The organism is Bradyrhizobium sp. I1.14.4, assembly GCF_050435825.1.
Taxonomy (GTDB): Bacteria; Pseudomonadota; Alphaproteobacteria; order Rhizobiales; family Xanthobacteraceae; genus Bradyrhizobium.
In genome coordinates this window covers 342,324-364,718 of sequence record NZ_JBNDLA010000005.1, presented here as the reverse complement: position 1 = coordinate 364,718, position 22,395 = coordinate 342,324, and the positions used below count along the sequence as shown (strand labels likewise).

The window sequence follows — 22,395 nt, the reverse complement described above, 5'->3', positions numbered from 1 at the left end:
AACGAGATGCCCGGCAAAGAACTGAAGTCGTGGTCGTCACAAGTCTGGTCGTCACAGGTCTGGTCGTCACAGGTCTGTCGTAACAAGTCTGTCCGTCACAATCGGAAACGCGGCGCGGATCGGCGGGGCCTCACGGCAATGGACGGTTGCGAAAATGCTCGACAATGCGTGCATGACGTTCGTGTCCTGCTGCCACCAGCACCCCATGCGTCACGTCCCGGCGATTGTACTCAATCGCATCCCCCGAGAGCGCGGTCATCTTACCACCCGCTTCCTGCACGATCAAATTCGCGGCAGCGAGATCCCAGTCGCGGCTTTGCCCGCCCGCAAAGGCAGCGTCAAGTCGACCTTGTGCTACACGGCACAGCCTGAGCGCCAGCGATCCGATCCGCGGATGCAGCGTGATCTCGTCCGGCGTTGGGCTGAGCCGCTGCACCAGCGGTTTCGGCCCCGCCATGCGCGGAAAATTGAAGTCGATGCCTGCGGTTGCATGCACGGCGCCGTCGTTCAGGGTCGCGCCCTGCCCACGGGCGGCAAAGAAGAATTCCTCGCTCACCGGCGCATACACCGCCGCGAGCACCGGAGATGCATTTTCAACCAGCGCCACACTGACGCACCAGTCCTCGCGTCCGGCAAGATAGGCGCGGGTGCCGTCGATCGGATCGACGATCCAGGTGAAGCGCTTGCCGAGCCGGGTCTCGTCGTCGGCGCTTTCCTCCGACAGCCAGCCGTAGGTAGCCGTTGCCGAACGCAGCTGCTGCTCAAGGAGGTCGTTGACCGCGATGTCGGCCTCGGAGACCGGCGAGGACGCGCCCTTGATCCAGTTCTTCAATTCGGTGCGGAACAGCGACAGCGCGAGCCGCCCTGCCTCCTGCACCGATCTGATCAGCAAGGCGGCATCACGCGCCTTGGTCCAGTCGTCCGTATCAGCGTCCGCCAAGCGTCAGCCCCTCGATGCGCAGCGTCGGCGAATTGACGCCATAGCGGAATTCCAGGTCGTTGGCGGCAACCAGCGATTTGAACATCGGCAGCAGATGGCCGGCGATGGTCACCTCGCTGACCGGATAGGTGATCTCGCCGTTCTCGATCCAGAAGCCGGACGCGCCGCGGCTGTAATCGCCGGTCACGCCGTTGACGCCGGAGCCGATCAGGTCGGTGACATAGAAGCCCTGCTTGATGTCGGAGACCAGCTCCTTCGGCGTCACTGCACCCGGCTCGAGATGCAGGTTATACGTTCCGGGCGACGGCGAGGACGACACGCCGCGATGCGCATGACCCGTCGTGACCAGCCCAAGCTCACGCGCGGTCGCCGAGTCCAGCACCCAGGTGGTCAGCACACCTTCGTCGATCAGTGCCGTCTTCTTCACCTTGACGCCCTCGGCATCGAAGGTCTGCGAGCGCAGGCCGCGCACCCGCAAGGGATCGTCGATGATGCGGATATCGCTGGAGAAGAGCTGCTCGCCGAGCTTGTCCTTCAGGAAGCTGGTCTTGCGCGCGATCGAGGCGCCGTTGATGGCACCGACCAGATGGCCGATGATCGAGCCGGCAACCCGCGGATCAAACACCACAGGCACCTTGCAGGTCTCGACCTTGCGCGGGTTCGACCGCGCCACCGCGCGCTCGCCGGCCTTGCGGCCAACGCTCGTGGGTGAATCGAGATCGGACGCATGCGGCGCGCTGGTGAAGTTGTAGTCACGCTCCATGCCGGTGCCGTCACCGGAAATCGCCGTCGTCGAGATGCCGTGGCTGGAACGCAGATAAGAACCGTGGAAGCCGGTCGATGTCACCAGCACCATGCCGCCGATCCCGGTCGAGGCCGAGGCCCCGCCGGACTTGGTGACACCCTTGACCGCGAGCGCCGCAGCCTCCGCTTCGATGGCGCGCTGCTCGAGCTCGGCAGTGGTCGGAACCTTGCGGTCGAGCAGATCGAGATCGGGGAAATCATGCGCATGGAGCGCGGGATCGGCCAGGCCGACATATTTGTCGTCCGGCGCGACACGCGCCATTGCGACCGCACGCTCGGCGAGCTTTGCGATTCCGTCGCCGCTGACGTCATTGGTCGACACCACCGCCTGACGCTGGCCGACGAACACCCGCAAGCCGACGTCATCGCCTTCGGAGCGCTCGGTTTCCTCGACGCGGCCGTCGCGCACCTCGACGCCCTGCGAGACACCGCGCACCGCGATGGCATCGGCGGCATCGGCGCCCGCGCGCTTTGCAGCGTCGACCAGGCGCTGCGCGAGGTCGCTCAGGCCGGATTGGTCGAACAGATCGGAGGTATCGCCGTGTCGCGATGCAGATGGTGAAGGGTTCACGAACGAATTCCTGCGGATTGAGGGGGGCCCGGAACGAAGTCGACAGACCTAACCAGATGTGCCGGATTCTCAGGGATTTCAAGCACTTTGCACCGGCGGGCAAGAAAGATTTGAGTGACCGCTGCAAGGCTTCGTCAATCATGCGGGCCAACCTCTTGTCAATCATGGCGGCAGGTGAGGAGGGATTAACCAGGCTTTTTAAGCCGAAACGGACATCGCTCGGCTAGGCTCACCCCCATCGACCGGGAACATAATCCCGGCGGGGAGACAAAGCTTTGAGGCGTCAAACACCAACAAGCGGAATCAATTCCGCCGGGTCGAGCCGCGCACTACGGCTCGACCCTCTTTCCCTTCCGCTCAGCTTCCACGCGCAGGATGCGCGCGCGGATGGCGGCATGCGGCAGGTCGAGCTTCATCGCGAACACGTCGTGCTGCGCCGTGCCGTTCTCGGCATGCGGATGGCGGTCAATGTTCGCGTCAGTGATTTCCTCGGCGTCGCCGTGCGCGGCATCGACGACGCGCAGATGCTGGTGCTGGTTCACCGCGATCCCGCGCTCACCATTCCGCTCGGCTCAAGTCCGGATGCCGACGAGATCACGACCGCGTGGCAGATGTGGAGCGACATCTTCCGTCTCCCGCAACTGACCGAGCGAGCGCCGCGCAAGCCTTCTCCGCGCCGCCGTCGCCGCAACGCGATCCGCGCCCGCCGCCCGAAATTCCTGGTCCGCCGCCGCACCGGCGTCCAGCTCAACGAACCCAGCGTGCATCGCGACGAGCGCGAGATCATCGCGCGGGATTGAGTTCGTTTCGCGCCTCGGTGCGACGGCGACGGAATTGCGCGCACGGCTCTCGCCCCACCGTCGTCCCGGCGCAGGCCGGGACGACAGTGAGCATGTGGCGCCGCTTGCGAGTCATGATTTCGCATTCTCGCGACATGATCTGTCCGGGCTTTGCTCTTCGTTTCGCCGCTCTGAAGACAGAGGGCGCAGGGACTTGCGCCGTCGGGCAACTCAGTGGCACGCGCGCGCAATGGGCGCACCGGCGGCAGGATTCCCCTTGCGGGAGTCCGGGCGAGCTTGAGAGGTGTGTTCACCTCACTGTCAATCCGGAGCAGTAGGTCGCCGTTACGCCGCGCGCAGCACCGCGTCGACAACCAGGCTCGCGAACAGGATAAGGCCGGCGTCGCGGTTGGACTTGAAGATGCGCAGGCAGAGCGCGGGGTCGCTGGTGTCGAGCCGCTGGACCTGCCAGGCGAGATGCAGCGCGAACGCCGCAAGGCCGATCCAGGCCGGCCAGTGCGCGCCTGCGAGCGCGAATGCCACGCCGATCAGCAGCACGGCGAGACCATAGAAGATCACGAGCGCGCGATGGGTGCGTGCGCCGAACAGGCGCGCGGTGGATTTGACGCCGATCAGCGCATCATCCTCGGCGTCCTGATGGGCGTAGATGGTGTCGTAGGCGATCACCCAGGCGATCGATCCGGCGTAGAGCGCAATCGCGGTTGCATCGATGCGTTCGAGCGTCACCGCAAATCCCATCAGGGCGCCGTAGGAAAAGGCGAGGCCGAGCACGACCTGCGGCCACCAGGTGATCCGCTTCATGAACGGGTAGATCACGACGATCACGAGCGAGGCGATGCCGGTCATCAACGCGAAGCGGTTGAACTGCAGCAGCACCGCGAGCCCGATCAGCGCCTGCAGCACCATGAAGACCACGGCCTGCGTCACCGTGACCTGCCCGGCCGGGATCGGCCGCGACCGCGTGCGCTCGACCCTGGCGTCAAGATCGCGATCGGTGATGTCGTTCCAGGTGCAGCCCGCGCCGCGCATCACGAAGGCGCCGACGAAGAACAGCAGGACGACGAGCGGCAGGGAGCGGACGTCGTGCGCGACGCCGGCGGCGAGCGCCGCCGACCACCAGCACGGCATCAACAACAGCCAGGAGCCGATCGGCCGGTCGTAGCGCGCAAGCCGCAGATATGGCCGCGACCAGACCGGCGCACGGGTATCCACCCAGTTGCCCGTGGAGTCGGCAACGCGGGCGGAAACGTCACTCATGGGCGGTCGATCATCGGGCTGTCCCTTATCGGGTGAGGACGTTGCCGTTCAGCGTATCGAAAGTGCTGCCGCCCTTCTTGGTCGGGGTCGCTTCGGGCAGCGAGGCGGACGAACCCAGCACATCGCTCAGCGACGGCCCCGCGGGGCCGCGCGGCTGCGCCGCCGCCTGCTCTGCGACATTGCAGACCTTCTTCAGCAGCGCTTCCGTGTTCTTGTGGCCGTCCTTGAGCTGGTTGGCGATCTGCGGCGGAATTCCGCACTTGGCCGCGTTGACGTCGACATATTTGATCATCTTGACCTCGGCCTGGCTGTAATTTCCGATCAGCTTGCAGGCCTCCTGCGGGCTGGCGTGGCGATCGCTCGCGGCCTTGATCGCCTTGCCGCGCTTCTCCGCTTCCTCACGTAGCGGAACGAAATTCTTCATGCAGGCGTCAGCCGCGCCACCACCTGCGCCGGCGCCTTGCGGGGGCGGCGGCGATGACAGACCGCCGCCGGCGATAGGGGCAGCACCACTGCTCGGAAATGGCGACGGCGCCCCGCCGACCCTGGCTGCCGGCGCACCGTTAACCGGCGGGAATGCAGGATCCGAGGCGGCGCCGGCCCGGCTTGTGCGCGCGCCATTGACCGGCGGGAACGCGGGATCCGAGGCGGCGCCGGCTTGGCCTTGATTGGGCAGCGGTGCCGGAAAAGCGCTCTGCGCAGCGGCTTGCCCCACAGACAGGGCGGTCGCGGCAACGGTCAGCACGATCAGTCGGCGGATCATCGAGGGTATTTCTCCGGCAAAAGGTCCAGGCAACCCCAGCGCAACAAAAACGAAGCAACAAATTTTGGGGGCGTTTTACGATTCCTGTGAGGCCTTAACAACCCGTGGATTTGGGCGGGAGCGCGGCGTAGGGCCACATCGGCCACATTAAATTGTTCCCCGATTCTAAGCCTTTAGACTACGAACGGCGGTAAAACCGGACCATCAAATATACCTGAACACGATTTTCGGTCAGGCCTCAGTTTGAATCTGCGGCCCCCACGCCGACCGAAAAAACAAAAGGGGCCGCGTGCAAGCGACCCCTCGGACTTGAAAAATGACTTGGTGACCGAAGCAATATATCGACGCCACTGTAGTAGTTGGCCCGAGAGTGCCTGACGAGTCCGCGGGACTACGGTGTCGCGCGGTGTGGTTAACTTGCCGCGCCGCATTGAAGCGGCTTAGCGCTGGCACATGATGTCAGTTATGGAATCTGACGATCGATCAGGTGATCGAAGTCGCCGACCGGCAGGGCGGGCAGGCTTGGCGCCTGTGCTGCCTGCGCGCAGACCTTCCTGAGCAACGCTTCGGTATTGTTGCGACCAGCCTTCAACTGGTTCGCAATCTGTGGCGGGATTGCACATTGGGTCGCGTTGGCTTCGACATAATCGATCATCTTGATCTCGGCCCGACCGTAGTTGCGGATCAAGACGCAGGATTCGGCCGCAGGCGCATGGCGGGCCGCAGCCGTCTTGATCAGCCTGCCCTTCATCTCGGCGTCTTCGCGCAGCGGAGCGAAATCCCTAATGCAGGACTCGGCGGATGGCGCCGGGAAGCCCGGCGTGATGAGCGTGGTGCCGTTGCTCGGAAACGGCGCAGGACCACCCTGAGCCGACGCTTTTTCGGCCGACACGGGCACAGCCAGTGCCAGCAGCAGCAATGAGCGGTAGACCATGACGACCTCCCCGATCGCAATCAGCGTGGAGCCATACTTCGCAGCTACTTGGCAGCGCCTTTTGGGCTAAAACGCGGCCCGGAACCGGAATAGGACATGCCTGAACTCGATTTTCACAGCCCCCGCCTGTTTGTCGGTGCCCCGCTTCGTGCCGGCGCTACCGTTCCGCTCGAGCGCGACCAGAGCAACTATCTCGGCAACGTGCTGCGGCTTAACGCCGGCGACACCGTGCTGGTGTTCAACGGCCGCGACGGTGAATGGCGCGCGGAGATTTCCGGCCGCAAGCGGGCCGACGTGCTGACGATCACGGCGCAGACCCGCGCGCAGGACCGTCTGCCCGACGTCACCTATGTGTTCGCACCGCTGAAACATGCGCGGCTCGACTACATGGTGCAGAAGGCGGTCGAGATGGGCGCCGCGCGGCTCGTGCCGGTGCTGACGCGGTTCACCCAGGTGTCGCGGGTCAACAGCGAGCGGATGCGCGCCAATGTGGTCGAGGCCGCCGAGCAGTGCGGCATCATCTCGCTTGCCGAAGTGGCCGATCCCCTGCCCCTCGAGCGCTTCCTCGCCGGCCGCGACCAGGCACGGCTGCTGGTGTTCTGCGACGAAGCAGCCGAGGTCGAAAGCCCCGTGCAGGCGTTACGGGCGGCGACAACCGCGAATGGCGGGATCGACGTCCTGATCGGCCCCGAGGGCGGCTTTGCCGAGGAGGAGCGCACGCTGCTGCTGCGCCAGCCCAAAACCCTCCGTCTCGCGCTCGGCCCGCGCATCCTGCGCGCCGACACCGCCGCCGTCGCCGCGCTGGCGCTGGTGCAGGCGGCACTGGGGGACTGGGGGGGTGCGTAGCTCCGACGCAATCCGACCTCCCCCGCAAGCGGGAGCGGTGGACCGCCGGTGCCGCAGCAAGTTTGGTTCACTTCCGCCTAGCCAAGCCGTCGTAAAATCGTTAACGCACGCAATCATTAAGCCACTTGGCCGATCGCTGTCGAAACCCTGATACGGCCATGGTAAGGGCTGCCCCGAACCAACCCTGGAACCCGATGCGGAACCCGAAGCCGCAACCTTTGGACGTCGAGATGACCGAAGCTGCCGCACCACGATCCGCCGCCGGATCCGCCCCAAGGGTGGCTTCTTGGGCGGATGCGCTGCTGGCCTCGTTCGCGCAGGCCGGCTATCTCAGGTCCGAGCCCGCGATCCTGCAGCCGGCCGAGCCGTTCCTCGACCTCTCCGGCGAGGACATCCGCAAGAGCCTGTACCTGACGACGGACCCGAGCGGCGAGGAGCTCTGCCTGCGCCCGGATCTCACGATTCCGGTGGCGCGCGACTACCTCGCCTCTACCCGCGCCGGCCAGCCGGCCGGCTTCAGCTATCTCGGCCCCGTGTTCCGCCATCGCGGCGGTGCGCCCAGCCAGTTCCTGCAGGCCGGCATCGAATCCTTCGGGCGGCGGGACCGCGCCGCGGCCGACGCCGAGATGCTGGCGCTGGCGCTGGAGGCGACCACGGCATTTGGGTTGAAGGACGTCGAGATCCGCACCGGCGACGTCGCGCTGTTCAACGCGCTGATCGATGCGCTCGAGCTCTACCCGGTGTGGCGGCGCCGGCTGATCAAGGATTTCAACCGCAAGGTTTCGCTGACCGACGACATCGAGCAATTGACGCTGGCGACTGCGCCGGGCCGCAACGAATATGAGGGCGTGCTCGCCGCGCTGGCCGGCTCCGACCGCAAGGCGGCGCTGGCGCTGGTCACCGATCTGATGTCGATCGCCGGCACCACCAATGTCGGCGGACGCACGGTCGCCGAGATCGCCGACCGCTTCCTCGAGCAATCGACGCTGAAGGGCGGCGCGCTGCCGCGCGACGCGGTCGCCACCATCAAGCGCTTCCTTTCAATCACCGGCGATCCCGACGACGCGGTCGCGCAACTGCGCGCGCTTGCCTCCGACGCCAAGCTCAATCTTGCCGCCGCGATCGACCAGTTCGAGAGCCGGGTCGGCTTCATGGCCGCGCGCGGCATCGACCTCCGAAAGACACGGTTCTCGACGGCGTTCGGCCGCGGCCTCGACTACTACACCGGCTTCGAGTTCGAGCTGCACGCCAGTGGCAACGGCGCCGAGCCGCTGATCGCGGGCGGCCGCTACGACGGGCTGATGACGCAGCTCGGATCAGTCAATCCGATCCCCGCGGTCGGCTTCTCGGTCTGGATCGAGGCGATGACCCGGCATGGCAAGGCCGGTGCCGACGGAGGCGTCCAATGAGCACGCCCTTCGTCGTCGCCGTTCCCTCCAAGGGGCGCCTGCAGGAAAACGCGGAAAGCTTCTTCGCCCGCGCCGGGCTGACCTTGTCGAAGGCCGGCGGTGCGCGCGACTATCGCGGCATCATCGCAGGCGTCGACAATGTCGAGATCGCCTATCTCTCGGCGAGCGAGATCGCGGCCAATCTGGCGCGCGGTTCCGTGCATCTCGGCGTCACCGGCGAGGATCTGGTGCGCGAGAGCATTCCGGATGCCGACAAGCGCGTGCTGATGATCGAAGGCCTCGGCTTCGGCTTTGCCAATGTCGTGGTCGCGGTGCCGCAGGCCTGGATCGACGTCCGCACCATGGCCGATCTCGACGACGTCGCCTCCGGCTTCCGCGAGCAGCACAATCACCGCATGCGGGTCGCGACCAAATACATCAATCTGACGCGCGGCTTCTTTGCGAAGCACGGCGTCGGCGACTACCGTATCGTCGAGAGCGCCGGCGCCACCGAAGGCGCACCCGCGGCCGGCGCCGCCGAACTGATCGTCGACATCACGACCACAGGGGCAACGCTCGCCGCCAACGGGCTCAAGGTGCTGGACGACGGCGTGATGCTGCGCAGCCAGGCCAATCTCGTTGCGTCGCGGGATGCCGACTGGTCGACCGGCGCCCGCGAGGCCGCGCGCGTCATCCTCGACCACATCGCCGCGCGCGCCCGCGCCAGCAAGTATCGCGAGGTCCGCACCCGCTTTGCCGGCTGCAACGATGCGCTGCTGTCCGAGGCGCATAACCGCTTCGGCGTGGTCGCCCCGTTCGGCGGCCCGACCTCGTCGGGCATGCTTACGCTGCACTGCCCACCGGGCAAGCTTTACGCGCTCGGCAGCTTCCTGCGCGAACATGGTGCCGAAACCGTGTCGGTGGTGTCGCTGGACTATGTGTTCGACCGCGAGAACCCGCTGTTCGGCAGGCTCGAGGCGTTCCTGCGACAATGAGCGGGCGGCGCCGTTCATGTTGGCGACAGCTACCCCGCGGTACCATATTGTGTTCATGCTCTGTCGTTTTGACGCGTTTTCTTCACGCGAACCGGAACCGTACTTCGCTGGAAAACGCTCTAGTTCTGGAATCTGACCGATGATGCTGGGCTCTGACGTTTCCAGCCTGACCACAACCGCCAAGACCGCCGCCGCGCAGGGTCTGTCGATCGTCGTGCCCGTCTACAACGAGGCCGCGGGGCTTGTGGCGCTGCACGAGCGGCTGATCGGCCTCGCGAAGACGCTGCGCGCCCGTTACGGGCTCGACTGCGAAGTGATCTATGTCGACGACGGCAGCGCCGACAACACGCTGGCGATCGCCCGCGGCCTTCCCGCCGACACCATGGACCTGCAGGTGGTGTCGCTGTCGCGCAATTTCGGCAAGGAGGCTGCGCTGATGGCCGGCCTCGACCACGCCCGCCGCGGCGCCGTGCTGTTCATGGATGGCGACGGCCAGCATCCGCCTGATCTGGTGGAGCAGCTGGTCGCACACTGGATCAATGACGGCTACGACGTGGTCTACACGGCGAAGGCGCATCGCGACAACGAATCGGCGTTGCGGCGGCTTGCCGTGCGCGGCTTCTACGCGCTGATCAACTGGGGCGCGCGGCAGCAGATCCCCGAGGATGCCGGCGACTTCCGCCTGCTGTCGCCGCGTGCGGCCGCGGCCTTGCGGCAATTGCCGGAGCGCAACCGCTTCTTCAAGGGCCTCGCCAGCTGGATCGGCTTCAGGCAGATCCGCGTCGACTACGAGCCGGCGCCGCGCGCGCATGGCGTCACCACCTTCAACGCCGGCCGGCTGATCGGCCTGTCGATCGAGGGCCTGACCTCGTTCTCGGTGGCGCCGCTGCGCTTTGCCAGCCTGCTCGGCGCGCTGCTCGCCGGCGCGGCCTTCCTGTTCGGTCTCTCGATCCTGTGGGAAGTGCTGACCACCGGCAAGCAGGTCCCCGGCTATCCGTCGCTGATGATCGGCGTGATGACGATCGGCGGCGTGCAGCTGATCATGATCGGCATCGTCGGCGAATATATCGGCAAGATCCTCTCCGAGCTGAAGGCGCGGCCGATCTACTTCGTTGCCGAGCACACCGAGAAGCACGCCGACGGCGGCGCGGCGCAAAGCGCCACCGAGCGGACCGCCGCCGAATGAACGGTTCGACGCCGCGCCGCCGGATCTGGCTGTGTGCTGACGACTACGGCTTGAGCGACGGCGTCAATCGCGCGATCCGCGATCTGATCGAGCGCGGCCGCCTCAATGCAACGTCGGTGATGGTGGTGACGCCGGCGATCGGCCGCGAGGCTGCCGCCGCGCTCATGGCCTCGGCGGCGAAAAGCCCGCGCTGCGCGATCGGGCTGCATGTGACACTGACCGCGCCGTTCCGGCCGCTGACGATGCATTTCCGCCCGCTCGACGGCGACATGTTCCTGCCCTTCCCAAGGCTGTTGCGCGCCGGGCTGATGCATCGGCTCGACGCCGAGCTGATCCATGCCGAGGTGCTGGCGCAGCTCGACGCCTTCCACGACCTGTTCGGCCGCGCGCCCGATTTCGTCGACGGCCATCAGCACGCACAGCTGTTCCCGCAGGTGCGTGACGGGTTCCTGCGCGCCGTGAAGGAGCGCGCGCCGAACGCCTGGGTGCGGCAGTGCGGACGCGAAGGCCCGCTCGTGCGCCAGCTGGCGGCGCCGAAGGAGCTGGTGCTGAACGTGCTCAGCACGCAATTCCGGATCAAGGCTCAGCGATCAGGCTTGCGCTTCAACCCGGCCTTTGCCGGCGCCTATGATTTCGCGCGCAGCAGCGAATTCGCGGCGCTGATGCAGGGCTTCCTCGACAGCATGCCGGAGGACGGGCTCGTGATGTGCCATCCCGGTTTCGTCGATGAAACACTGAAGAACCTCGACCCGCTGACGACGCCGCGCGAGACCGAACATGCCTATCTCGCAGGCGAGGACTTCTCCGCGCTGCTGGCCCTGAATAAAGTTACACTGGCCTGACAAGGTCCACGAAAACCCTCCGGTCGTATTGTCGCATACATAAATTTAATCCTGGCCCCCACTCCTTGCGCCACAAACCCCGTCCTACATGAGCCGCGCGCCGATTCGATCGACGCGATGGAGAACGCCATGACACCGCAAGAACGCCAACTGATCGACGATCTCTTCGACCGGCTCGCCAAGCTGGAGAATGCCCCGCGCGACGGCGAGGCCATGTCCGCGATCATGCAGGGCCTGCGCAGCGCGCCCAATGCGGTCTACGCGCTGGTGCAAACCGCGCTGGTGCAGGACGAGGCGCTGAAGCGCGCCCATGATCGGATCCAGGAGCTCGAGGCCGCGGTCGGCCAGCAGCAGGGCGGCCAGCAGCAAGGCGGCGGCTTCCTCGATTCGATGCGCGACGCGATCTTCGGACAGGGGCAGCAGCCGCACGGCTCGGTGCCGCCGGTGCGCGCGCCCGATATTGCCGGCGGCCGCCCGGTCTGGAACTCGGGCCAGGCGATGCAACAGGCAGGCGGCTATGGCCAGCCGCCGCAGCAATACGGTCAACCTTATGGCGGCCCGCAGCCCCCGGCCTTCGGCGGCGGCGCTCCCGGCAGCGGTGGCGGCTCGTTCCTCGGCACCGCGGCTGCGGCCGCGGCCGGCGTGGTCGGCGGCGGGCTCCTGCTCTCCAGCATCCGCGGCATGATGGGCGGCGGCAGCCACCAGTCGCTCGCCGATGCCGGCAATCTCGGCGGCGGCTCGCGTCCCTGGGGCGGCGACCAGTCGTCCAGCGATCTCGCGCGTGACGCCGGGATCAACGATGTCGGCTCGTCCAGCCGCGACAATGACAGCGGCTCGCGCTCCGGCGCATTCGATCAGGCGCAGGCCGACCGGGACAGTGACGATGATCAAGACGCCGACGACTTCGACGACAACGGCGGCGACGACAACAGCGATTACGCGTAAACGCGATCGCTGAAACGACAACGGCCGCTCCAATCGAGCGGCCGTTTTGATTCCGTCGTCCCGGCGAAAGCCGGAACCCATAACCACAACCGTGCGAGATTTGATACGGCCGGGGCTACAGCTTCTCTCGGTAACAACCGCCTGTGGTTATGGATCCCGGCTTTCGCCGGGACGACACCATCTTTGGGGCAGCTGCTTCAAAACCACCTCACATCACCACGACCTTGGCGCCGACATTGACGCGGCCGTAGAGGTCGATCACGTCCTCGTTGCGCATCCGGATGCAGCCGGACGAGACGTTGGTGCCGATCGTCCAGGGCTCGTTGGAGCCGTGGATGCGATAGAGCGAAGAGCCGAGATACATCGCGCGGGCGCCGAGCGGATTCTCCGGGCCGCCTTCCATGTGCCGCGGCAGATCGGGACGGCGTGCCAGCATTTCCGGCGGCGGCGTCCAGGCCGGCCACTCCTTCTTCGCCGAGATTGTCTTGACGCCGGCCCAGGTGAAGCCGGGCCGGCCGACACCGATGCCGTAGCGCAGCGCCCGGCCTTCGCCCTGCACCAGATAGAGGAATTTGTTCGGCGTATCGACGACGATGGTGCCGGCGCCTTCCTTGCCCTGATAGTCGACCAGCTGCTTTTCATATCTGGGATCGAACGGACGCTGGGTCGGATCGACCGCCGCCTCTTCCTGCTGGCGGATCATCTGCTGCTGCGGATCCATCGGCGGCAACTGGCGATTGCCGTAATAGCCGGGCTGCTGCTGATACATCGGCCGCGGCGAATAACCCTGCGACGATGGCGCATCGCCGAACAGGAATTCGATGAAGCCGCCGCCCATGTTGGAGCGCTGCGGCTGCACATAGGCGGTGCGCATCGGCGGCTGCGGTGCGCCCTGGTTGGCGTAGATCACGTTGGGCTCGGACGGAGCCGACGCGTCGATCGCCATGGCGGGATGGGGAATTGCAATAAGCGAAGAGGCGCCGGCGAGCAGCGCAAGCGTGGTTTTCCTGAACATCGACGTACTCTGTACTGGTTTCGTCGTGACTTGTTTCGCGAGGGCGCAGACGGCGCCGTTGCACGTGGTCAATAAGCAATGAAAACCGCATCGGTTTGGTAAACGGATCGGCCGTTTGGATTCACCACGTCGGCAATGGCGTGCGGTTTTGTCGGGTAGCGTTTATTTTGCATGAACGCCGCGGCAACATGGTTAATCAGCGGTGTCGCGACGCTCGCGCGCTGTCCGCGCAAACTGTTCCGCGTGAACCTGACGTTAAATCCGCTCCGCCTAGAACGGACTGCAGTGAAGGGGCGGGAATGAAATCATGTCAGTGAAGCGTAAGCGTTTTCGTGTCGAGCAGGCGATGGACGAGATTGTGATGCTGGAGCCGGAAGTTGCCGGCGCCGCCGATCTCGGTCCGATGCATCGCGAGATCATGGCCGAGCTTCGCTCGATCCGCGCCCAGATGGCCGCGGCGCCTGCGCAGCGTACCGGCGACAGCGTCGATGCCGCCGTCGCCCGCGAGGTCGCTGAAACGCACGCACTGCTCGAGACCTACCGCGCCCAGGTCGAACAGTGCGAGAAGCTCAAGGTCGAGCTCGACCTGATCCACGACGCGATCAGCCGCACCAAGCGCGAGATCGCCGTGCTGCACGGCAAGAGCTTCAACGGCGAGGAGATGGCCAAGGTCAATGGCGAGCTCGGCGCCGTGGTCGGCGGCACCGAGCAGGCCACCCAGCAGATCCTCGAAGCGGTCGAGGCGATCGACCAGGCCGCGACCGCGCTGGCGAGCAACGTCACGCCCGACCAGCAGAAGCGGCTCAGCGAGGATATTCAGGAGCGCGTGGTCTCGATCTTCGAGGCCTGCAATTTCCAAGACCTCACCGGCCAGCGCATCAGCAAGGTGATGCACACGATGAAGTTCATCGAGCAGCACATCAACGAGATGATGAACATCTGGGGCGGCGTCGACGCCATCAAGACCCATGCCCCGGCGATCGTCGACAGCCGCGAGGGCGATGCCCGCCTGCTCAACGGCCCGAAGCTCGACGGCGACGCCGGCCACGCCTCGCAGGACGACATCGACGCGATGTTCAACTGAGGTCTGTGTCGGATCAAAACGAAAAAGCGCCGGCCCTTGGGGCCGGCGTTTTTGTTTGCCCTGTCGGCGGTCCCTCTTCCCTTCTCCCCTTGTGGGAGAAGGTGGCATAGGCGGCCTCGCAGCCGCCGTCTCCGATGCTTCGCATCGGTTATGGCGCCGGATGAGGGGTCTCTCTGCGAACTCGGAATGAGAGGGTCACTCGCGGAGAGACACCCCTCACCCGGATCGCATCGGTCGATGCGATCCGACCTCTCCCACAAGGGGAGAGGTGCACTGCCGATGTGGCACTATCTGATGCTGAAGTGCTCCGCCCCGTCACGCCCGTGGCGCGCAGCGGACATAGACCATGTTGCCGTAACGTACGGCGGCGTCCTTGTCGACGAAGCGGGTGATCAAGACCCGACCGTCGAACGAGATGATCTCGCGGTCCTGCTCGCCGGGCGTAGGTCCTGGCGGGCCGATATAGTTCTTGCCTCCAGGGGAACCCTTCAGCCGCAGTTCCTGCGGGGTGGCCTGGTCAGCCAGATGCATGATGACGCCGCCGTTCTGGCCGGCGCCGATCACGTAAGGCTGCTTGCATTGGCCGCGCGCGGCGGCCTCGGTGCGGGCGCGGTCGGCGGGATTCTGGAACGAGGCGAGACCCCAACGGCCGACGATCTCGTCGGGGCGGATGCTCGCAGGCATCTCCGGGGCTACCCCCGGTTCGGCGGGCGCCGGCCCGGGGTTCGACGACAACGACGGCAGGCTCATGCTGCCGCACGCCCCCAACAGTGTCGTCAGCGCCGAGACAGCCGCGAACCGTGCGACCAATCGCGCGTTGAGTGACGTGATCATATGCATCCCCCGACTATGTCCCCGGCCGCACCCGTCCTGCAGCCAAGCGTAAAACTAAAGGCGGAGCAATGACGTCTGACAAAATTACGTCATCGCTACGATTTGGTTTCTGGTCCACCATCCTATATTGGCCTCACCAAGGCCTTAACCCGTTTGCTTGACAGAAACTGCGCCAAGCCATATTTCCCCGCCCACAATTAGCACTCTCGCACCACGATTGCTAACTGCGCCGGGCGTCCTGCCTGGCGCCGACCGGGCCGGCATCCAACGCCGGCCTCGATGAACCGGACCTGAAACCGAGCCTCCAAGAGGGAACGTCATGGCTAAATCCACCTTCCGCCCACTGCATGACCGCGTCGTGGTCAAGCGTATCGATGCCGAGGAGAAGTCCAAGGGCGGCATCATCATTCCCGACTCGGCCAAGGAGAAGCCGTCCCAGGGCGAGATCGTCGCCATCGGCCCGGGTGGCCGCGACGAGGCCGGCAAGCTGATCCCGATCGACCTCAAGGTCGGCGACCGCGTGCTGTTCGGCAAGTGGTCGGGCACCGAGGTCAAGCTCGACAACCAGGAGCTCCTGATCATGAAAGAGTCCGACATCATGGGCGTGCTGGCTTAATTGCCATTCAACTGCGCGGCGGCCGTACCCCGTTCGTCGTCATGCCCGGGCAGAAGCGCGAAGCGCGTCTTCGCGCTAGATGACCCGGGCATCCATCGCTCTTCGAAAGATGGATCGCCGGGTCAAGCCCGGCGATGACGAACGCGGAAGCGGCAAGCGCATTTCTCAAAGCTGACAGGAGTTCAAGACAATGGCTGCCAAGGACGTAAAATTCGCCGGAGACGCCCGCGACCGCATGCTGCGCGGTGTCGACGTGCTCGCCAATGCCGTGAAGGTGACGCTCGGCCCGAAGGGCCGCAACGTCGTGATCGAGAAGAGCTTCGGCGCCCCCCGCATCACCAAGGACGGCGTCACCGTCGCCAAGGAGATCGAGCTCGACGACAAGTTCGAGAACATGGGCGCGCAGATGCTGCGCGAGGTCGCTTCCAAGACCAACGACACCGCCGGTGACGGCACCACCACCGCGACCGTGCTGGCGCAGGCCATCGTCCGCGAGGGCGCCAAGTCGGTCGCCGCCGGCATGAACCCGATGGACCTCAAGCGCGGCATCGACACCGCGGTCGCCGCCGTGGTCAAGGACATCGAGAAGCGCGCCAAGCCGGTCGCCTCCTCCTCCGAAGTCGCCCAGATCGGCACCATCTCGGCCAATGGCGACGCCGCGATCGGCAAGATGATCGCGCAGGCGATGCAGAAGGTCGGCAATGAGGGTGTCATCACCGTCGAGGAGAACAAGTCGCTCGAGACCGAGGTCGACATCGTCGAGGGCATGAAGTTCGACCGGGGCTATCTGTCGCCCTACTTCATCACCAACGCCGAGAAGATGACCGCCGAGCTCGAGGATGCCTACATCCTGCTGCACGAGAAGAAGCTGACCGGCCTGCAGGCGATGCTGCCGGTGCTGGAAGCCGTGGTGCAGTCCGGCCGGCCGCTGCTGATCCTCGCCGAGGACGTCGAGGGCGAGGCGCTGGCGACGCTGGTCGTCAACCGCCTGCGCGGCGGGCTCAAGGTCGCCGCCGTCAAGGCGCCGGGCTTCGGCGATCGCCGCAAGGCGATGCTGGAGGACATCGCGATCCTGACCGGCGGTCAGCTGATCTCCGACGACCTCGGCATGAAGCTCGAGAACGTCACGGTCAACATGCTCGGCCGCGCCGGCAAGATCGTGATCGACAAGGAGAACACCACGATCGTCAAGGGCGCCGGCAAGAAGAAGGACATCGACGCCCGCGTTGGCCAGATCAAGGCGCAGATCGAGGAAACCACCTCGGACTACGACCGTGAGAAGCTGCAGGAGCGCCTTGCCAAGCTCGCCGGCGGCGTTGCCGTGATCAAGGTCGGCGGCGCGACCGAGGTCGAGGTCAAGGAGAAGAAGGACCGTGTCGAGGACGCGCTGAACGCGACCCGCGCCGCGGTGCAGGAAGGAATCGTGCCGGGCGGCGGCGTCGCGCTGCTGCGCGCCAAGAAGGCGGTCGGCCGTCTCACCAACCCCAATGCCGACGTCCAGGCCGGCATCAACATCGTGCTCAAGGCGCTCGAAGCTCCGGTCCGCCAGATCTCGGAGAACGCCGGTGTCGAGGGCTCGATCGTGGTCGGCAGGATCCTCGAGAACAAGTCGGAGACCTTCGGCTTCGACGCCCAGACCGAGGACTATGTCGACATGGTCGACAAGGGCATCATCGACCCCGCCAAGGTGGTGCGCACCGCGCTGCAGGACGCCTCCTCCGTGGCCGGCCTGCTGGTGACCACCGAGGCGATGGTCGCCGAACTGCCGAAGGACGCGGCGCCGGCGATGCCGGGCGGCGGCGGCATGGGTGGAATGGGCGGCATGGGCGGCTTCTAAGCCCCGTCGGCACATCCGCATCGAGATCGAAGGCCGCCTCCGGGCGGCCTTCTTTTTTGTGGGCCGCGGGATTCCTCAACAGACATTCGGGTCGGCCTTTGGTTCAGGAACATGCGCGGCGGCCTTCTGTCCGTATCCATCCGAGGCTGGCATCCAAGTCTGGCGATCCAAGTCTGGCGACCCAAGTCTGAGCCGCCCGAACTTCGCGCAGGAACCTTGCCCTGCCTGGGATGTTGGAAAGCAATGCAATAACTCAGGAGGAAACTCTTATGAGAACTCTGTTATTGGCTGGTGTGCTGGCGGTTGCTGGTTTCGCTATCGCCACGCCGATCTCCATTGCGCCCGCGTCAGCTCAAGTTGCCGTTGATACTCCGCTCGGCGGCGTGAGAGTGGGCCCGGAGCCCCGTTACTACCGGGACTATGATCGACCCGCTTATCGCGCCTACGGATATGATCGCGGATATCGCGGATGCCGCACCGTCACGATCGAGCGTGACGACGGTTCGGTCCGCAGGGTCCGTCGTTGCGACTAGTAGTACCGGACTGGAAGATCGATCCTGGGGCTCGCAACAGCGTCGAGCCGGCTCTCGCAACCAAGGAATTGGAAGCCATTCACTGAGGCCGCTTCAGTTGGCGGCCTTTTTCATTTCACGAATGTCGCCTGTTGGCGCTTTTCAGACCTCATCCAGTGGTCTGCGGATGTCTGCTCACCAGGGTCTATCGGACGAGCTCGATGTCGTTCCCATCGACATCTTGCTTGATGTCGGTTTGCGAGAGCAAAACGAAGCAATCCATTTTTTCCGCTTGCGGCGCGATGGATTGCTTCGCTTCGCTCGCAATGACATGGATAGAGCAGTGCACAATATCTCCGTCATCCTGAGGAATGATGAGATCAGGTTGAGCTGGAAACGGCAACGGAGGTCCACCTCTCCCCGCTGGAGAGAGCTGAACCGAATCCGTGGCCGAACCCATTTCGATCCATCGTCACTCAAGCAACGCAAATACCGGGCACCGCCACCTTCTGGAACAGATGCGGGGACGCCACCGCCGAGGCCGGATAGGCCGAAAGCTTGGCCCTGAACTCGGGGTTCATGAAGGCGGCACGGAAGGCGGCGGTCGATTCCCACATGGCGTAATTCAGGTAGGCCGGGCTGTCGCCGACTGCGCGGTGCAACTGCGTCGAGATGAAGCCGGGCTGCCTCTTCATGATGGCGGCGTCGTCCTGCCAAGCCTTCAGGAAGGTCTCCTCGTCGGCCTTGTCGAGTGTGAAGACGTTGACGAGCACGACGTTGGTGGCATCGACCGCGAGCTGGCGGTCGATCGGGAATGCGGGGTCCAGGGGACGCATCTGCGGCATGGTTGGCTCCATTAATATGGTGCTATGATGTCATTCCGTTACGATGGATACATAGAATATTGACATCATGATGTCAATATCAACTTATGGTGACAAATGCCGCAGACCAAGCGAACGCCGGCGGGCGAAGCCCTGAGCAACCTGATTCTCGATCTGTTCCGGCTCAACAGCCTGCTGTTCACCGCCGGCGACCGGATGGTGGCGGGACTCGGCCTGACCAGCGCCCGCTGGCAGATCCTCGGCGCGATCGTCACCGCCGAACGCCCGCAACCGGTTGCGTGGCTGGCGCGCGATCTCGGCGCTGCCAGACAGAACGTGCAGCGGATCGTCAACGACCTGCAACGGGACGGGCTCGTTACCTTCGAGACCAACCCGCACCACCGCCGCGCCCAGCTCGTTGTGCTGACCGACAAGGGACAGCACGCCTTTGACGCGGCCATGCGTCTGCAGCTGCCCTGGGTGAACGGCCTCGCCGACGGATTGTCGATCAAGGACCTCGAATCCACCAGCCGCGTCGTGAGTACGCTGCGCGGCAGGCTGGAGAATGGCGAGGAACCCGACGAACGTGCATGACCCTGGATCACGCCGGAGCCGTTCCGATCGAATCGTACCGCCGCCGCCGTTAGGTGGCCTTCTTTTTTGGCCAATGACATAGAGGTTTGCTAGTTACGACGGAACCGATTCTGCCCTTCGAGGACTTATCGTATGCGCGCGCTCCCGCTCCTGCTGCTCGGTCTTGCCGTCGCCTCGACGCCTGCTCTCGCCCAGATGAAGCTGCAATCGAAGGCGGCACCAGGTGGCGGCCCCGAGACACGCTATTTCACCGCGATCGATGGCCTGATGGACGGCAATGCCGACGTCGTGCTGAAGGAAACCCGCCAGGGCAAGACCGTGACCGCGGCGGTGCTCGACGTCTGCTATCCCGCCGACAAGACCTCCGACCGCAAGGACCGCTTCGTCGCCAATCTCGCCGTGAACGGCCAGACGCTCTCCGGCACTGCCCAGAGCGTCGCCGACAAGCAGCCGATCACCGTCAAGCTGAACCGCAAGCAGACCGGCGACAGCTTTGAGTTCCGCGGCCAGATCACGATCGGCCAGACCGTGACCGAGGTCGCCTCGACGGACAATTCCGATCTCAGCGAGAAGGAATTCCAGGACAACCAGGCCACCGAGGACGGCATCACGCCGCAGCCGAAGGACTTCACCGACGTCTCGCCGGAATCGATCGGCGTGCGGGTCAAGCTCGATGCGGCGGCGGATTTCCTCAAGAGCCTGAAGGGCGAGCCGGTCGAGATCGGCACCAGCAGTCTCGCGGTGACCTGCGATGCGATGCGCTCCGGCGAGCAAACCATCAACCTCACCGTCGATCCCGAGCGCGCCAGCACACTGCTCGCCAAGGCGAAATCAGCGCCCGGCGTGACAGCGGCCGGCTGGACCAGCGGCGTAGTCGAGATGGATCGCACGATCCGCTTTGCCGCCGCCGATTGGCGCGACGGCGACAAAATCAACAAGGACAAGCTCGCATCCGCGGTCGCGGGCGTGCTGGCGAAGACGCTTGTCGCAAAGCCCGCCTCCGCGACATGGAACGCCAACACCGGCAAGCTCAAGCTGGTGCTGAAGCGGCCGAGCGCCGTCTACCCTGCGCTCGGGCTCACCCAGAACTACGAGGTCACCGCCCTCGTCTCGCCCGACAAGCCCGGGAGCTCGGACAGGCTGATGCTGTGGGTCTCGAGCCCCACCGTGTCGACGTCGGACGACGGCGCCGGCGCCAAGCTCAATCTGTCCGACGATTCCAGCAGCGACGAGGAAGGCAGCGAGGCCAAGGACGACAACGGCGCGATCGACGCGTTGCTCAAGGAGCTCAAAGGCCAGCGCTGGGACGCCGACAAGTCGGTGTGGCGCTGAGGCGCGCTTCAGGCCGCGCTGCGCCTTAGCGGCACAACGTTGTCGCACACAGCCTGTGGAACGGCGTCCGGACCGGACTGAAGCATCCCGTCGCTTGTGACGACCAGTTCGGCGCTGTGCTCCGTCGTTGCACGATCAAGCAGCGCCCGTAGCTCGGAGCGAAGCCCGTCGCTACGCAGCGCGGCGATCGCATCGAAGTCACGCATGATGTTCTCCTGCGTCATCGCGAAGACGCTTTCGCGTTCGTGTTCAGCGAACCACCCGCTTCCCGATCGCACGACGACGTTCGAGAACGTGCGCTAAGCGCCATATCGACAAAGCGGAATTTCTCCTGAAGGCAGACAGCACGCCCGATCCGGAATCGGGTGGCACGACGCGCGTCTTTGAATGCCTACTGCGCACATCGAGACAGCGCCGGTCGCGATACCGGCAACGCGCAAATGGAGACGATCCGATGTCAGAGGAAAACAAGAACGTGGTAGGGCGGTGGTTCAAGGAGTTTTGGGGCAACCCCTGGAATCCGCGCATCATCGATGAGCTCGCCACGCCAGACATTGTCGTGCACTACCCGATGCACGAACCGAAGAAAGGCCGCGCCGCGGTCATGACGTTCATGACCGAGTTTCGCGAAGCGTTTCCGGATCTCAATTTCTGGGGCGTCGGCGATCTCGTCGCGGAAGGCGACCTCGTCGTTGGCCGCTGGGAAGGCGGCGGCACCCACACCGGGCCTGCATTCAGCGACTTCCGTCTCGGCTCGCTTCCGGCCGCCTCGGGCCGCAAGATGACGTTCGCCGGCACGACCGTGCTGCGCGTACGCGACGGACGGATCGCCGAAGAGCTCGGACAGGAGGACGCGCTGACCGCTATGCTGCAGCTCGGCCTCATCCGCTTGCCTGAGCCAAGTCGCTACGCCGGGTGACCGGGCGGCGAATTGCTTCCCGGCTGCGCCGGCATTGCATCCCTCGATGCAGTGCCGGCGCAGCCTCTTCACGACGCTCCGCGTCAAGCCGGGAAGATCAGGCACGTCGTCGTGCCATGGGCGAGCAGCCGGCCTTTTTCGTCTGTGACCCGGCCCTCGGCGATGCCGATGCGGCGGCCGCAATTGATCACCTGGCCCTCGGCCCTGATCGGGCCGGTGTCCGGCGTGATCGGACGCACCAGCGAGATCTTGAACTCGAGCGTGGTCTGGCTGGTGCCGGCATCGAGCATCGACTGCACCGCAAGCCCCATGCAACTGTCGAGCAGCGTCGCGGTAAGACCGCCATGCACGGTGCCTGCCGGATTGAGATGCGCGTCGGTCGGCACCAGCGTGACGACGACGCGGCCGTGCTCGGCTTCAGTGACGTCATAACCGAGCGTCCGCGCGATCGTGTTGAGCGGCAGGTCACCACTGGCGAGCCCCTGGACGAATTCGAAGCCGCTCATCCTAAGTTTCTGTTTGGCACTGACGGTGCCGTAGCGCTCGGCCATTACTGA

The 22,395-nt window shown here is 65.1% G+C and carries 24 protein-coding genes; 13 read left to right on the top strand and 11 right to left on the bottom strand.

Translation table 11 applies throughout. The annotated features are described in order from the left end of the window. Positions 1-130: 130 nt before the first annotated feature. Positions 131-940 carry a 3'(2'),5'-bisphosphate nucleotidase CysQ gene (locus ABIB78_RS13930; protein WP_429025184.1) on the bottom strand — a complete coding sequence of 270 codons (810 nt, stop codon included), beginning with the start codon at positions 938-940 and terminating at the stop codon, positions 131-133. Continuing rightward, a complete protein-coding gene (locus ABIB78_RS13925; RefSeq protein ID WP_429025182.1) occupies positions 927-2,315 on the bottom strand; it encodes a TldD/PmbA family protein in 1,389 nt (462 codons plus the stop codon). Before ABIB78_RS13925 ends, ABIB78_RS13930 begins: the two co-directional genes overlap by 14 nt. A 275-nt stretch (positions 2,316-2,590) precedes the next feature. On the opposite strand from ABIB78_RS13925, the gene ABIB78_RS13920 reads away from it, so the two are divergent. Continuing rightward, a complete protein-coding gene (locus tag ABIB78_RS13920) occupies positions 2,591-3,115 on the top strand; it encodes a DUF6101 family protein (protein ID WP_429025179.1) in 525 nt (174 codons plus the stop codon). Positions 3,116-3,439: 324 nt separating this feature from the next. On the opposite strand, the gene ubiA is transcribed toward ABIB78_RS13920, so the two are convergent. The 3 genes from ubiA to ABIB78_RS13905 all read right to left on the bottom strand — a co-directional run bounded on the left by ubiA (position 3,440) and on the right by ABIB78_RS13905 (position 6,069). Further along, positions 3,440-4,372 carry a 4-hydroxybenzoate octaprenyltransferase gene (ubiA, locus tag ABIB78_RS13915; protein WP_429025177.1) on the bottom strand — a complete coding sequence of 311 codons (933 nt, stop codon included), beginning with the start codon at positions 4,370-4,372 and terminating at the stop codon, positions 3,440-3,442. A gap of 25 nt (positions 4,373-4,397) precedes the next feature. Further along, a complete protein-coding gene (locus tag ABIB78_RS13910; RefSeq protein ID WP_429025174.1) occupies positions 4,398-5,135 on the bottom strand; it encodes a hypothetical protein in 738 nt (245 codons plus the stop codon). Positions 5,136-5,598: 463 nt separating this feature from the next. After that, complete coding sequence (locus ABIB78_RS13905) at positions 5,599-6,069, bottom strand: hypothetical protein (RefSeq protein WP_429025173.1); 471 nt, start codon at positions 6,067-6,069, stop codon at positions 5,599-5,601. A 96-nt stretch (positions 6,070-6,165) separates the two neighbouring features. On the opposite strand from ABIB78_RS13905, the gene ABIB78_RS13900 reads away from it, so the two are divergent. The 6 genes from ABIB78_RS13900 (at position 6,166) to ABIB78_RS13875 (ending at position 12,271) form a co-directional block, all read left to right on the top strand. Then, the gene (locus tag ABIB78_RS13900) at positions 6,166-6,915 is read left to right on the top strand and encodes a 16S rRNA (uracil(1498)-N(3))-methyltransferase (RefSeq protein ID WP_429025170.1); all 750 of its coding nucleotides are present in this window, start codon (positions 6,166-6,168) and stop codon (positions 6,913-6,915) included. A 230-nt stretch (positions 6,916-7,145) separates the two neighbouring features. Then, positions 7,146-8,324, top strand: a complete 1,179-nt coding sequence (locus tag ABIB78_RS13895; RefSeq protein WP_429025168.1) for an ATP phosphoribosyltransferase regulatory subunit — start codon at positions 7,146-7,148, stop codon at positions 8,322-8,324. Then, entirely contained in the window at positions 8,321-9,298 is a 978-nt protein-coding gene (gene hisG / locus ABIB78_RS13890) for an ATP phosphoribosyltransferase (protein ID WP_429025166.1), read from the top strand. The genes ABIB78_RS13895 and hisG overlap by 4 nt, the downstream gene beginning before the upstream one ends. A gap of 139 nt (positions 9,299-9,437) precedes the next feature. Next, entirely contained in the window at positions 9,438-10,484 is a 1,047-nt protein-coding gene (locus tag ABIB78_RS13885; RefSeq protein WP_429025164.1) for a glycosyltransferase family 2 protein, read from the top strand. After that, positions 10,481-11,326 (top strand): ChbG/HpnK family deacetylase, encoded by an 846-nt coding sequence (locus tag ABIB78_RS13880; RefSeq protein ID WP_429025162.1) that lies wholly within the window; start codon positions 10,481-10,483, stop codon positions 11,324-11,326. The genes ABIB78_RS13885 and ABIB78_RS13880 overlap by 4 nt, the downstream gene beginning before the upstream one ends. A 129-nt stretch (positions 11,327-11,455) precedes the next feature. Continuing rightward, positions 11,456-12,271: a DUF2076 domain-containing protein gene (locus tag ABIB78_RS13875; RefSeq protein ID WP_429025161.1), complete on the top strand. Its 816-nt coding sequence runs from the start codon at positions 11,456-11,458 to the stop codon at positions 12,269-12,271. 208 nt (positions 12,272-12,479) lie between these two features. On the opposite strand, the gene ABIB78_RS13870 is transcribed toward ABIB78_RS13875, so the two are convergent. Continuing rightward, positions 12,480-13,286 (bottom strand): L,D-transpeptidase, encoded by an 807-nt coding sequence (locus ABIB78_RS13870; protein WP_429025159.1) that lies wholly within the window; start codon positions 13,284-13,286, stop codon positions 12,480-12,482. Between the two features lie 307 nt (positions 13,287-13,593). Here ABIB78_RS13870 and ABIB78_RS13865 point away from each other — a divergent pair, with 307 nt between their 5' ends. Beyond that, entirely contained in the window at positions 13,594-14,370 is a 777-nt protein-coding gene (locus tag ABIB78_RS13865) for a protein phosphatase CheZ (protein WP_429025158.1), read from the top strand. Positions 14,371-14,685: 315 nt separating this feature from the next. Here ABIB78_RS13865 and ABIB78_RS13860 read toward each other — a convergent pair whose 3' ends face one another. Continuing rightward, positions 14,686-15,204: a hypothetical protein gene (locus ABIB78_RS13860; RefSeq protein ID WP_429025157.1), complete on the bottom strand. Its 519-nt coding sequence runs from the start codon at positions 15,202-15,204 to the stop codon at positions 14,686-14,688. A 319-nt stretch (positions 15,205-15,523) separates the two neighbouring features. Between ABIB78_RS13860 and ABIB78_RS13855 the strand changes: the two genes are divergently transcribed. Both ABIB78_RS13855 and groL read left to right on the top strand, forming a co-directional pair. Beyond that, positions 15,524-15,820: a co-chaperone GroES gene (locus ABIB78_RS13855; protein ID WP_429025156.1), complete on the top strand. Its 297-nt coding sequence runs from the start codon at positions 15,524-15,526 to the stop codon at positions 15,818-15,820. A gap of 190 nt (positions 15,821-16,010) precedes the next feature. Beyond that, the gene (gene groL / locus ABIB78_RS13850; protein WP_429025155.1) at positions 16,011-17,657 is read left to right on the top strand and encodes a chaperonin GroEL; all 1,647 of its coding nucleotides are present in this window, start codon (positions 16,011-16,013) and stop codon (positions 17,655-17,657) included. 717 nt (positions 17,658-18,374) lie between these two features. Here the strand turns inward: groL and ABIB78_RS13845 are convergent. Continuing rightward, positions 18,375-18,629 (bottom strand): hypothetical protein, encoded by a 255-nt coding sequence (locus tag ABIB78_RS13845; RefSeq protein WP_429025154.1) that lies wholly within the window; start codon positions 18,627-18,629, stop codon positions 18,375-18,377. 16 nt (positions 18,630-18,645) lie between these two features. Continuing rightward, the gene (locus tag ABIB78_RS13840) at positions 18,646-19,014 is read right to left on the bottom strand and encodes an antibiotic biosynthesis monooxygenase family protein (RefSeq protein ID WP_429025152.1); all 369 of its coding nucleotides are present in this window, start codon (positions 19,012-19,014) and stop codon (positions 18,646-18,648) included. A gap of 96 nt (positions 19,015-19,110) precedes the next feature. Here ABIB78_RS13840 and ABIB78_RS13835 point away from each other — a divergent pair, with 96 nt between their 5' ends. Both ABIB78_RS13835 and ABIB78_RS13830 read left to right on the top strand, forming a co-directional pair. Continuing rightward, positions 19,111-19,587 (top strand): MarR family winged helix-turn-helix transcriptional regulator, encoded by a 477-nt coding sequence (locus tag ABIB78_RS13835; protein ID WP_429025150.1) that lies wholly within the window; start codon positions 19,111-19,113, stop codon positions 19,585-19,587. A 132-nt stretch (positions 19,588-19,719) separates the two neighbouring features. Further along, a complete protein-coding gene (locus ABIB78_RS13830) occupies positions 19,720-20,919 on the top strand; it encodes a hypothetical protein (RefSeq protein ID WP_429025148.1) in 1,200 nt (399 codons plus the stop codon). Positions 20,920-20,927: 8 nt separating this feature from the next. Here ABIB78_RS13830 and ABIB78_RS13825 read toward each other — a convergent pair whose 3' ends face one another. Further along, the gene (locus tag ABIB78_RS13825; protein ID WP_429025147.1) at positions 20,928-21,125 is read right to left on the bottom strand and encodes a hypothetical protein; all 198 of its coding nucleotides are present in this window, start codon (positions 21,123-21,125) and stop codon (positions 20,928-20,930) included. 248 nt (positions 21,126-21,373) lie between these two features. Here ABIB78_RS13825 and ABIB78_RS13820 point away from each other — a divergent pair, with 248 nt between their 5' ends. After that, positions 21,374-21,838, top strand: coding sequence for an ester cyclase (locus ABIB78_RS13820; protein ID WP_429025146.1), 465 nt, complete (start codon positions 21,374-21,376; stop codon positions 21,836-21,838). Between the two features lie 83 nt (positions 21,839-21,921). On the opposite strand, the gene ABIB78_RS13815 is transcribed toward ABIB78_RS13820, so the two are convergent. Further along, positions 21,922-22,389 (bottom strand): PaaI family thioesterase, encoded by a 468-nt coding sequence (locus ABIB78_RS13815; RefSeq protein ID WP_429025144.1) that lies wholly within the window; start codon positions 22,387-22,389, stop codon positions 21,922-21,924. Positions 22,390-22,395 lie beyond the last annotated feature (6 nt).